The organism is Methylobacterium sp. CM6257 (genome assembly GCF_054611515.1).
Map to the genome: position 1 here is coordinate 6,550,555 of NZ_CM137735.1, position 11,730 is coordinate 6,562,284.

The window sequence follows — 11,730 nt, forward strand, 5'->3', positions numbered from 1 at the left end:
CAGGGCGCCCCTTCTGCGTTGCGCCGGCGCGGCGGCCGCCGATCCGGACCCGATATCCGGTGACAAACGGGAATTGCTGTCGGTGAAACGCGGCTGCCAGCTTGGCCGGAGGCCCGGCCTCGTCCAGGGAGGCGAAAACCCAGCACCACCGACCAGGGGCAGCGGAGCCCGGATGCCCATCTCGACCTATCTCGTCGTCGCCCTCGGCGCCGGCGTTGCCGGCTTCGTGCAAGGCCTCTCGGGTTTCGCCTTCGGGCTCGTGGCCCTGTCGTTCTGGGCCTGGGTGCTCGATCCGAAGCTCGCCGCCGTCCTGGCCGTGTCCGGAGGCTTGGCCGGCCAGATCGTCGCCGCCGTCTCGGTCCGGCGCGGCTTCGATCTCGGCCGCCTCGCCCCCTTCGTGCTCGGCGGCTTCCTGGGCATCCCGCTGGGTGTCCTCCTGCTGCCCCGCCTCGACGCGGACTGGTTCAAGGCATTGCTGGGCCTCCTGCTGATGGTCTGGTGCCCCCTGATGCTCCGCGCCAGGGACCTGCCGCGGATCACGGCCGGCGGCCGGCTGGCGGATGCCGTCATCGGCCTCGCCGGCGGCGTGATGGGGGGCCTGGGCGGGTTCACGGGGGTGCTGCCGACCCTCTGGTGCACCCTGCGCCGCTACGAGCGCGACGTGCAGCGCACGATCATCCAGAACTTCAACCTCGCGATGCTCGGCGTGACGATGATCACCTACCTCGCCTCCGGGGTGGTCACCCGGCCCATGCTGCCGATGCTGGCCGTGGTCCTGCCCACCATGCTGCTCCCGGCCCTTCTCGGCACCCGGGCCTATCTGGGCATCAGCGAGGCGGCATTCCGCAGGCTCGTGCTGAGCCTCCTGACCGGGTCGGGCATCACCCTGGCGGCCACGGCCATCCCGAAGATCCTGTAGCCCCGGCGCCGGGAACGGCCCCATTTCGACCGCCTTTGTCGAGGAGCACCCGATTCACGCTGCTGGCAATCGGGCATCCGCCGGGCACGACAATCTGCTAAACTCTGTCCGGCCGGTGAGACCGGGCATCGGAGACCTCATGGTGCGCAAGTATTTCGGAACCGACGGGATCCGGGGCCGGGCCAACGGGGTGATCACGCCCGAACTCGCCCTCAAGGTGGGTCAGGCCGCCGGCCTCGTGTTCCAGCGGGGCGACCACCGCCACCGGGTGGTAATCGGCAAGGACACGCGCCTCTCCGGCTACATGATCGAGACCGCCCTGGTGGCGGGCTTCACGTCCGTGGGCATGGACGTGCTGCTGCTCGGGCCCGTGCCGACACCCGCCGTGGCGATGCTGACCCGCTCCATGCGGGCCGATCTCGGCGTGATGATCTCGGCCTCGCACAACCCGTTCGAGGATAACGGCATCAAGCTGTTCGGGCCCGACGGGTTCAAGCTCAACGACGCGATCGAGCGCGAGATCGAGGCGCTGATCGACGCCGACATGCACAAGCGGCTCTCCGGCTCCAACGATCTCGGCCGGGCCAAGCGCATCGAGAGCGTGCATGCCCGCTACATCGAGTTCGCCAAGCGGACCCTCCCGCGGCACGTGACCCTCGAGGGCCTGCGGGTCGTGGTCGACTGCGCCAACGGTGCCGCCTACAAGGTCGCTCCCGAGACGCTCTGGGAACTCGGCGCCGAGGTGATCGCCATCGGCACCGAGCCGGACGGGTTCAACATCAACCGCGACGTCGGCTCCACCGCGCCGGCGGCGCTGGTCGAGAAGGTGCGCGAGCGCCGGGCCGATATCGGCATCGCGCTGGACGGCGATGCCGACCGGGTGCTGATCGTCGACGAGAAGGGCCACGTGGTCGACGGCGACCAGCTCATGGCCGTCGTGGCGCGCTCCTGGCAGGAGGACGAGCGCCTCACCCAGCCGGGTCTCGTGGCCACGATCATGTCGAATCTCGGGCTGGAACGCTATCTCGGCGGCCTCGGCCTGACGCTCGCCCGCACCGCGGTGGGCGACCGCTACGTCCTCGAGCACATGCGCGAGCACGGCTACAATCTCGGCGGCGAGCAGTCCGGCCACATCATCATGTCGGATTACACCACCACCGGCGACGGTCTCGTGGCGGCTCTGCAGCTGCTCAGCGTGGTGCAGCGGCAGGGCCGGCCGGTGAGCGAGGTCTGCCACTGCTTCGACCCGCTGCCGCAGGTCCTCAAGAATGTCCGCTACAAGGCCGGCGAGCCCCTGCGGCAGGACAGCGTGGTCAGCGCCATCGAGCATGCCCGGGAGCGGCTCGGCAATGCCGGTCGCTTGGTGATCCGCCCGTCGGGCACCGAGCCGGTGATCCGTGTGATGGCTGAGGGCGACGACCGCGGCCTCGTCAACGACGTGGTCGACGAGGTGGTCGACGCCGTGACCCGGGCCGCGGCCTGATCGGTCAGATCGGGTCGTAGGCGGCGCGCAGCTCCGGCGGCGCCGTCTCGCGCCACGCCGCCAGCAGCGCGTCCCGCAGCGTCTCCTCCTCGCAGAGGTCGAGGTCGAGATTGGTCCAGCCCCGGCGCCCCCAGGCGCCGTCGAGGGGCGCGAACAGGTCCGGCTCGGCCTCGCACAGGGCAGCCTGATCCTCGGGCGACAGCCGCAGCACCACCCGCGCCTCCTCGACCCAGAGCGTCGCGAAGACCCGGCCGCCGACGCGGAAATCCGGATTGCCGCTGTGGGCGCCCGCCACCGCCTCGGGCAGCATCAGCGCTAGGATGCGCACGTCGTCGGGGAGCACCGGGGCCTCAGCCCGGCTCACCCGCCCGCGGCCCGGCGGCCGGGGTGCCGAAGATTGGGCCGCTCATGTACGCGCGCTCCCGGCCGCCACAGTGGATGGCCACGAACGTGCCGACGCGTTGCCGCAGAGACAAGTAATATCTGCGACGCGCATGGTTCGACCGAGCGAAAGGAACGCGCAAGCCTAACATTTAACGTTAAGCCGGATTTAAGACGTTGCTTTCATCCTTCACGCCGTACCCCGAGTCCGCACGCCGAGCGTCCGGCTCACGAGTTCAGTGAAGGAATCTCTATGGCCCGCTCCAAGCTGAATGCCTTGGTGCGTAGCCTGACGCTCGCGGCGAGCGTCGGCGCGCCCTGCCTCGCCGCCGCCGCGGATCTGCTGCCTCCACCCCCGCCCCCCCCGCCCCCCCCGATCGAGGTCGGCGGCGGCTGGTACCTGCGCGGCGATGTCGGTGCGAGCGTCTACACCCGCCCGAAATACAGCGAGGCCTACGACTACACCGGCTATCCGGACGCCAACCGCGCCTTCGGCAACGAGGTCGGCGGCGGCGGGTTCGCGGGCGTCGGCGTCGGCTACCAGTTCACACCGTTCCTTCGCGGCGACATCACCGGTGAGTACCGCTACTCCACCGGGCTGCGCGGCAGCGCGTATTACCGCGGACCGGACTTCGACGACGGCCTCGGCTCCTACGGCGTCAACAAGTCGAGCGGCCACTTCGACTCGGCGGTGGTGCTGGCCAACGCCTATTTCGACCTCGGCACGTGGTACGGCATCACGCCGTTCATCGGCGGCGGCGTCGGCTACGCCTTCAACCACGTCTCGTCCTTCTCGACCAACCAGCAGTTCACCAGCCCGACCTACGGCTACGATTACGGCCACCCGATCTACGATTGTGGCTGCGGGCAGCCCTACTACAACTACGGGCCCGTCTACGACGCGAACGGCAACGCGGTCTACAACACCAACAGCGGCAGCAGGTTCTACAAGGACAAGACCACCGGCAGCTTCGCCTGGGCCCTCCATGCCGGTCTCGCCTACAACGTGACCGACGCGCTGAAGATCGAGCTGGCCTACCGCTACCTGAACCTCGGCAAGGTCGAGACCGGCGCAGGCTACGTGCCGTGCTGCACCGGCAGCCTGCAGGCGATCAAGGTGAAGGACATCGAGGCGCACGACGTGAAGATCGGCCTGCGCTACTACCTCGGCGGCGTCGTCGCGGCCCCGCTGCCGCCGCTGATGCCGGAGCCGGTCCCCGGCCCGCTGGTGCGCAAGTACTGATCGCCCACCGGGCCCAACAGTCCCCGAGAGCGATGACGGCGCGGAGGTCCTCCGCGCCGTTTCGCGTTCTGCACCGGGTGACCGGGCGCTCGCCGTCTCGGCTCCCGTTTGATACGCACCAAGACCAGATTGACCGACTTTGGAACCGGGAATCGTAATCCAGCAACGGACGATTAAGGTTACTCGTCTATCACCGGGGTGAGGCTCGATCCGCCGTCCGTCTCATCAGTTCCAGGACGATCCCGATGCGTACCGTCACCTTTCCGCTGCTGGCGGTTCTCGGCCTCTGCGGCGTGAACACCGCCCGGGCCGCCGATCTGGACTACGATTACCTGCGCGGTGCCGAGTACGATCCGGTTCCGGTCGCGGTGTTCGACTGGAGCGGCGTGTATGTCGGCGGGCATGGCGGGTACACTTCGGCGACGCTGGGCACCAAGGGCGCGCTGCAGCCCCTGATCTATCGGGACTCGCACAACACGACGGGCGAGTCCGATTTCAGCGCCTCGACCCTCCTCAGCCCGCCATCGAAGCGTGTCGGCGACGTCAGCTTCGGCGCCTTCGCGGGCTACAATGTCCAGTTCGACCAGATCGTCTTCGGCGTCGAGGCCGATTATACCTATTTCGGCCGGATGGGCGTATCGAGCGACGGGCTCGCCCGCAGCCAGACCACCGCCGCCGGCGTGTACGAAGCCGTGAACCTGAACGGATCTACCGCCACCCGAGTCAACGATTACGGCACGCTGCGCGCGCGGATCGGCTACGCGTTCGAAAACTTCATGCCCTACGTGACCGGCGGCGTGGCCATCGGACGGGCGCGCATCGCTGATGCGACGTCCTACCAGAACTACGGGTTCAACCTGACCGCCTACAACGCCAACTTGGCCGGAACGCCGACCTACGTCGACCATTTCGGCTACACGGCCTTCAATCCCAGCGCGCCCTATAGCGGCACGCCGTTCACCGCGCTCCAGGCACAGTCGAAGACCAAGGTCGTCGCCGGCGTGGCGGCGGGTGCCGGCATCGAGTACGCGATCACCCCGAACATCCTGCTCCGCGCCGAGTATCAGTACGTCCTGTTCAGCGATTTCGACGGGCACAAGGTCAACCTGAACACCGTCCGCGCCGGCGCGGCCGTCAAGTTCTGATGCCGCGTCTCGGCGGGAGCCTGCCCATGCGAAACCACCGCGCCGTCCGGATCACCGCCCTGCTGCTCGCTGCCGGCCCGACCCTGGCACCCGCCGTCGCGGCGGATTGGCCCAGGGAGCGGCACGCACCGCGCATCGTCCGGTACCGCGGCCCGGTCCGGACCCTCCCCGCCGTTCCGCCACCCGTGCTGGTGCAGGGCTACCTGCCGCGCAACCACAACGTCCCGATGTACAACGAGCCGCCCCGCCGCGGGCCGGCCTGGTGACCGCCGCGGCGATCCGGCCTCAGCTCTCCAGCTCGCTGTCCCAGTACAGGTAGTCGAGCCAGGTGTGGTGGTACTGCCGGTGGTCGAACTCGGGCTGCCGGTGGTGCAGCTCGTAACGCGTCGGCCGCCGCGGCTCGGTCATCAGCGGCATGTCCGCCTCATCGGGCGTGCGGTTCGCCTTGCGCAGGTTGCAGGGGGAGCAGGCCGCCACGACGTTCTCCCAGCTCGACAGGCCGCCCCGGGAGCGCGGCACCACATGGTCGAAGGTCAGGCCCCCGGAGGGCAGCCGCAGGCCGCAATACTGGCAGCTGAAACCGTCGCGCAGGTAGATGTTGTAGCGGGTGAAGGCCGGGCTGCGGGCGAGCGCCACATAGTTCTTCAGCGCCACCACGCTCGGCACCCGCAGCGACCGCGAGGGCGAGCGCGCCTCGACGTCGTAGCTCGCCACCAGGGTGACGCGGTCGAGGAACAGGGCCGTGAAGGCGTCCTTCCACGACCAGAGGGAGAGCGGATTGTACGAGAGCGGCCGATAATCCGCGTTCAGGACGAGGGTTTGGAGATCCATCATCGGCGCGACTCTTCGGACTATCTCTGACGCGGATAACGCGCGGGACCGCGCCGCCGCGCCGCCGGCCCGCCCGAACCGGCCTGAAGCCGATGCGGGACGGGCCGGCGCGCGGCGCGTCGGCTTGGCGGGAGAGGCGGAGGGAGCAACAGGGCGGCGGGCCGGCGCGCAGGGGCGCCGGTCGGGGCGGTAGCATCCGGAACGCGGCCGGGCCGGGCCGGCACGGTGACCGGCCATGCCCTTTCGCGTGATGACGAAAAGGCCCTGTCCATCAGGTGTTCATCTAATCCCAGCGTGACACCCTTGTGAAGCTTTTCCGGCTGGGCTCCGGGGACGCACCCACAGACGGGCAGGCCGGCGCCGGATCCGGCCCGGGGTGGGCAGGGGCACGCTTTCGCCCTATTGCTCGCCCAGAGCGCCCGGCCGCCAGGAGGCCGGCCCGGTCCCCTGTCGCCGCCGATTCGCCGATGCCGGACCCCGACCCGCGTGTCCGGCGCGCCCGACGAGAGGTTGCCCATGACTCGTACGCCCGTGCGTACCCGGAAGCCCGACGGCGCCCCGCGCGCGTCCCGCATGCTGGCTCTCCTCGCCACCCTGATGCTCGCAACCCCGGCGGCCGCGCCCCTGCCGGCCTCCGCCCAAGCCCCGGCCCCGGCCGGGAAGCCCGCGGAAGCCAAGCCTGCCGCGGAGGCCAAGCCGTCCGACGCCAAGCCGGCCGCCGCCCCGCCCGCCCCGGCGCAGGCCGAGGTCCCCGAGCAGTTCAAGGTCGTCCGCGCCAAGCTCGACGCCGCCAAGGCCGAACTGGACGCCCGCGAGAAGCAGCTGGGGCATACGGACTTGACCGTGGCCGACCTCACGGCGATCCGCGACAGCGCCGCCACGGTGACCGACGAGATCCGCGGTCTGGTCACGCGGCTCGACGCGCCGCTCGAGGCCGCGCGCGAGCGACTGGCTCAGCTCGGCCCGAAGCCGAAGGACACCCAGGAGAGCGCCGACGTTGCTCAGCAGCGCGTCGAGCGCGAAGCCGCCGTCACCCGGATCGACGAGACCCAGCGTCTCGCACGCTCCCTGGTGGTGCAGGGCGATCAGATCGTCGACCGGGTCTCGAACCGCCGGCGCGAATCCTTCACCCGCGACCTGTTCCAGCGTTCGCAGCCGCTGGTCGGCCCGGGCCTCTGGGCCAAGGTGATGGCCGACGTGCCCCGGGACACGCGGGCGCTGCAGAGCGCCGTCTCCGACATCGGGCTGCTGTTCTCCCGCAACGGCAGCATCGGCAACCTGCTGTTCCTGGGGCTCGCCTTCGGCATCTCGATCGCGCTGTATTTCGGGCGGCGCAACATCGCCCCGAGGGGCGCCCGCCGCGACGCCGCCAGGACCGACCCGTCGCGGCGCGCCATGCTGCTCGCCGCCTGGCGGGTGATCCTGCTCGGCACCGTGCCGGCGGTGGCAGGGTCCTACGCGATCTACTACGCGCTCGACGCCACCAACCTCCTGCCGTCGCGGCTCCTGCCGGTGGCGGCCGCGATCCTCGGGGGGCTCGCCTTCATCGCCTTCGTGGAGGCGCTCTGCGACGGGCTGCTCAGCCCCGAGCAGCCCGCTTGGCGCCCCGCCCCCGTGAGCGACGCGGCGGCCACGCGCCTGACGCGGCTCGCGGTCGGCATTGCCACGGTGATCACCGTGGTGAAATCCGTGGAGGCGCTCAATTCCGGGATCTCGGCGGCCCTGCCGATCTCCATCGCCACGCGGGGCATCGGCGCGGTCGCCACGGCCCTGATCCTGGCGGTCGGTCTCCACCGCTTCGCCGACACCGAGCAGGAGGAGGAAGCCTGCTTCGGCCCCTACGTGCCCACCAAGACCACCACGGGGATCGGCGGGCCGGCGCGGCTCCTGGGCTGGGCCGCGGTGGGGCTGATCGGGCTCGGGGCGCTGGTGGGCTATGTCGTCTTCTCGGCCTTCCTGATCGATCAGCTGATCTGGGACGCCAGCGTGCTGGTGCTGCTCTACCTGCTGGTCCAGAGCGTCGACACCTTCGTGGGCCGCGCGCTCAGCGACGAGACCCGGCTGGCCACCGCGCTCCAGGCCAATACCGGCCTGCGCAAGCGCTCGCTGAATCAGATCTCGGTCCTGGCGACCGGCGCCGCCCGGGTCGTCCTGTTCCTGGCGGCCGCGGTCCTCGTGCTGGCGCCCTGGGGGCTCGATTCCACCGACATCGTCTCGTCGGTCCGGCAGGCCTTCTTCGGCTTCAAGGTCGGCGACGTCACGATCTCGCTGTCGAGCATCGCCTTCGGGATCGGCATCCTGGTGGTCGGCGTGTTCATCACCCGCGGGGTGCAGCGCTGGCTGGAGAACACCTACCTGCCGGCCACCGACCTCGACGCGGGCCTGCGCAACTCGATCACCACGGTGGCGGGCTATTGCGGCTTCCTGATCGCGCTCGCGCTCGCCTTCTCGTATCTCGGCCTGAGCCTAGAGAAGCTCACGATCGTGGCCGGCGCCCTGTCGGTGGGTATCGGCTTCGGCCTTCAGTCGATCGTCAACAACTTCGTCTCCGGCCTGCTGCTCCTGTGGGAGCGCCCGATCCGGGTCGGCGATCAGGTGGTGATCGGCGATCAGGAGGGCATCGTGAAGCGGATCTCGGTACGCTCCACGGAGATCCAGACCTTCGACCGCTCGGCCGTGATCGTGCCGAACTCGAACCTGATCTCCGGGGTGGTGAAGAACCGGGTGCGGGGCGACCGCTCGGGGAGGGTGAGCATCACGGTCAGCGTCCTGCGCAACCAGGACCCGGTGCGGGCCGCCGAGATGATCGCCGGCTGCGCGCAGGGACATTCCGACGTGCTGAAGGACCCCCCGCCGCGGGTGGTGTTCAAGAAGATCGGCGACCCGTTCCTCGAGTTCGAGCTGCTGGTCTGGATCGTGGACGTGAGCCTCGGCCAGAAGGTGCTCACCGACCTGAACTTCTCGGTGTTCTCGACCCTCTCGGGGGCGGGCTTCATCCCGCCGCTCGGACCGGGCTCCAGCATCGTGACCGTGCAGGGGCTCGACACGATGCAGAGCGCCATGGGCGAAATCGCGAGCCGGTTCGCGCTGCCGCTCCCGGAGACCGGGGAGCCGGGCCGGGCGCAGCGCGACCGCAGCCTACGGAGCGCGGGAGCCTGACCGGCCGGTGCGAAGCCGGCCGGCATCGCCTATATCCCGCGCGGGCGGCAAGGCCGTCGCGCGGGTGAGTGAGACGTGAAGAAACAGGATCTGGACGGTCGAGACACGGGACGCGCTCTATGCCGGGCCGCCGGCGCGGCCGCGCTGGCCGCTGCGGCGCTGCTCGGCGGCTGCACCACCGAGGCGCCGACCACGGCGGCGCTGCCGAGCATCTACCTGCCGCTCGCCAGCAACAGCGCCCATATCGACGTGGACACGGCCCGCGACATGATTTCGGCCTATCGCCGCAACCGCGGCGCGCCCCCGCTCGCGGTCGATCCCGAATTGCAGCGTCTCGCGGAGGCCGAGGCGGCCGCCATGGCGCTGGCCGACCGGCCGAGCCGGGCGCAGACCGTGAAGGCCGCGGTGGAGCGGCTCGGCTACGCCGACGTGAACGCCAACCTGTCGGCCGGCTACCACACCCTGGCCGAGGCGTTCTCCGGCTGGCGCGAGAGCCCGCCGCACGACGCCACGATGCTCGCGCCGCGGGCGACCAAGATGGGGATCGCCACCGCCTATGCCCCGGGCTCGAAATACAAGGTCTACTGGGCGCTGCTCACCGCCAAGTAGCGGCCACCCTCACGGCAGCCCCTTCACGTTCGGCACCGGCGGCGCTTCCTTGAGCAGCGTCACGGTCACCCGGCGGTTGGCCGGCATGTAGGGGTTGTCGGGGAACATCGGCTCCGTGTCGGCCTTGCCGGCCACCGAGGCGAACCGGTCGTCCGGCACGCCTGAGCCGGCCAGGATCTCCCGGACGCTGACGGCGCGTCCGGCCGACAGCTCCCAGGGGGGCGCCGCCGGGCGCTGGCCGGGCCGGTCCGTGGCGGTGAAGCCCGTGATGGCGATCCGGTTCGGCATCTGGCGGAGCGCCGGACCGAGCTTCTCCAAGAGGCGCCGGGTGCGCTCGTTGGGGCGGGTCGATCCCTCAGGGAACATCGAGCGCCCATCCTGGTCGACGATCGATACGTCGAGGCCCTGCTCGGTCCGGGCGATCACGACGTTCTTCGACAGCTCGGCGAAGTCCGGCAGGCTCTGCAGGGCCTGCCGCAGGGAGGCGGCCGCGAGGCCAAAATTCTCCGGCTCGCCGGTATCGGTCAGGCCGAACTCGCTGCTCTTGTTGAGCCGCGGCGGCGTGGTCCGGTCGGTGGCCTGATCGGGGGGGATGTCCCGCAGGTACTTCACGTGGTCGGCCGCCGGCAGGCCCTCGGTCTCGATGATGCCGGCGAATTTCGACTCCTTGTTGACGCCGAAGGCGTCGCGCATGGAGCCAGCCACCATCTGCATCTTCTTCTGGTCCTGCGTCGAGTACGCCGCGACCATCACGAAGAAGCTCATCAAGAGCGCCATCAGGTCGGCGAAGGTGACGAACCAGCCGTGGCCGCCATGCGCGCCGCCGCGCTTCTTCTTCGCCATATCGGAGCCCCTCACGAAACTCCCGCGGCACCGCCGCGCCGCGGGAGAGAACGGTTGCTGGTCGGGAGTCTCGTGAGCAGCTCTAGGCTGCCTGCTCCAGCAGCGCCTCGCGGTGGTTGTGGGGCAGATAGGCGACCAGCATCTCGCGCACGAGGGTCGGGCTCTTCTGGTCGCGGATCATCAGGATGCCGTCGATGATCAGCGAGCGCGACACGTCCTCCTCCTCGAGCTTCACGTGCAGCTTATCGGCGAGCGGCAGGGTGATCAGGTTGGCGATCACGGCGCCGTAGAGGGTGGCGAGCAGCGCGGTGGCCATGGCGGGGCCGAGCTTCGAGGGGTCGGACATGTTGGCGAACATCGCCACCATGCCGAGGATCGTGCCGACCATGCCCCAGGCGGGGGCGCAGTCGCCGTAGGCGCGATAGACCTTCGAGCCCTCGTCGAGATGCATCAGGAAGTTGTCGCGGTCGCGCTCCATCGTGTCGCGGATGAACTCGCGGTCGTAGCCGTCGGCGATGTAGCGGGCGCCTTGCGCCAGGAACGGGTCGGAGATCTCCATGTTCTCCAGCGCCATCGGGCCCGACTTGCGCACCACGTCGGCGATCTTGGTGATCTCCTCGATCAGCTCCTGCGGCTTCACCGAGCGCATCATGAAGGCGAAGCGCAGGCCCATGGGCAGGCCGTGCAGGATCACCGAGAACGGGAAGCGGATCATCGTGGCCGCGGTGGCGCCGCCGAACACCACCACCACCGCGTGCTCCGACGCGTAAGCGCCGAAATGGCCGCCATCGAGCATGATCAGCCCGACCACGACGCCGAGGCCCGAGAGCAGGCCGAGTGCGGTTGCGAGATCCATGAGGCGGGTGCCCGATGCCGAATCGTTGAAAAAACGGAACCCGGGGCCGAAATCGGCCGGGCTGCCCCCAGCGGTAGGAAATCTTGCTGAACGAACAGTAAAGGCAGCCGGTTTGACCCTGTATCGGTCTGTCATCGGCCGTTCAGGCGCGGCCTGGCATACCCGTGTCGTACGAGGGGTTTGACCCGGACACGGCGCTGATGCCGGCGGCGCGAACCTCCTCGGTGAAGGCGTGAGACCCGGGTCACACGGGCCGCGTCA

At 69.7% G+C, this 11,730-nt stretch carries 11 protein-coding genes; 7 read left to right on the plus strand and 4 right to left on the minus strand.

The genetic code is table 11. From position 1 onward, the window contains the following. The first annotated feature begins 172 nt into the window (after positions 1-172). Together ACYCO6_RS32000 and glmM are read left to right on the plus strand one after the other, a co-directional pair. Entirely contained in the window at positions 173-919 is a 747-nt protein-coding gene (locus tag ACYCO6_RS32000) for a sulfite exporter TauE/SafE family protein (protein WP_459766940.1), read from the plus strand. Between the two features lie 142 nt (positions 920-1,061). Then, on the plus strand, positions 1,062-2,402 hold the full coding sequence (gene glmM / locus ACYCO6_RS32005; protein WP_459773809.1) for a phosphoglucosamine mutase: 1,341 nt from the start codon (positions 1,062-1,064) through the stop codon (positions 2,400-2,402). 4 nt (positions 2,403-2,406) lie between these two features. Here glmM and ACYCO6_RS32010 read toward each other — a convergent pair whose 3' ends face one another. Next, positions 2,407-2,745, minus strand: a complete 339-nt coding sequence (locus tag ACYCO6_RS32010; RefSeq protein ID WP_459766942.1) for an MmcQ/YjbR family DNA-binding protein — start codon at positions 2,743-2,745, stop codon at positions 2,407-2,409. Between the two features lie 291 nt (positions 2,746-3,036). Between ACYCO6_RS32010 and ACYCO6_RS32015 the strand changes: the two genes are divergently transcribed. From ACYCO6_RS32015 to ACYCO6_RS32025, 3 genes are all read left to right on the plus strand, one after another. Beyond that, positions 3,037-4,026: an outer membrane protein gene (locus ACYCO6_RS32015; RefSeq protein ID WP_459766946.1), complete on the plus strand. Its 990-nt coding sequence runs from the start codon at positions 3,037-3,039 to the stop codon at positions 4,024-4,026. A 245-nt stretch (positions 4,027-4,271) separates the two neighbouring features. Then, the gene (locus ACYCO6_RS32020; protein ID WP_459766948.1) at positions 4,272-5,171 is read left to right on the plus strand and encodes an outer membrane protein; all 900 of its coding nucleotides are present in this window, start codon (positions 4,272-4,274) and stop codon (positions 5,169-5,171) included. Between the two features lie 26 nt (positions 5,172-5,197). Further along, the gene (locus ACYCO6_RS32025; protein ID WP_459766950.1) at positions 5,198-5,437 is read left to right on the plus strand and encodes a hypothetical protein; all 240 of its coding nucleotides are present in this window, start codon (positions 5,198-5,200) and stop codon (positions 5,435-5,437) included. A gap of 19 nt (positions 5,438-5,456) precedes the next feature. On the opposite strand, the gene ACYCO6_RS32030 is transcribed toward ACYCO6_RS32025, so the two are convergent. Next, entirely contained in the window at positions 5,457-6,005 is a 549-nt protein-coding gene (locus tag ACYCO6_RS32030) for an HNH endonuclease (protein WP_091782538.1), read from the minus strand. Between the two features lie 513 nt (positions 6,006-6,518). On the opposite strand from ACYCO6_RS32030, the gene ACYCO6_RS32035 reads away from it, so the two are divergent. Both ACYCO6_RS32035 and ACYCO6_RS32040 read left to right on the plus strand, forming a co-directional pair. Beyond that, positions 6,519-9,161 (plus strand): DUF3772 domain-containing protein, encoded by a 2,643-nt coding sequence (locus ACYCO6_RS32035; RefSeq protein ID WP_459766953.1) that lies wholly within the window; start codon positions 6,519-6,521, stop codon positions 9,159-9,161. 90 nt (positions 9,162-9,251) lie between these two features. Further along, the gene (locus ACYCO6_RS32040; protein WP_459773811.1) at positions 9,252-9,770 is read left to right on the plus strand and encodes a CAP domain-containing protein; all 519 of its coding nucleotides are present in this window, start codon (positions 9,252-9,254) and stop codon (positions 9,768-9,770) included. 9 nt (positions 9,771-9,779) lie between these two features. Here ACYCO6_RS32040 and ACYCO6_RS32045 read toward each other — a convergent pair whose 3' ends face one another. Continuing rightward, positions 9,780-10,613 (minus strand): OmpA/MotB family protein, encoded by an 834-nt coding sequence (locus tag ACYCO6_RS32045; RefSeq protein WP_459773813.1) that lies wholly within the window; start codon positions 10,611-10,613, stop codon positions 9,780-9,782. Between the two features lie 82 nt (positions 10,614-10,695). Then, positions 10,696-11,469, minus strand: coding sequence for a motility protein A (locus tag ACYCO6_RS32050; protein WP_459766956.1), 774 nt, complete (start codon positions 11,467-11,469; stop codon positions 10,696-10,698). Positions 11,470-11,730: the final 261 nt, after the last annotated feature.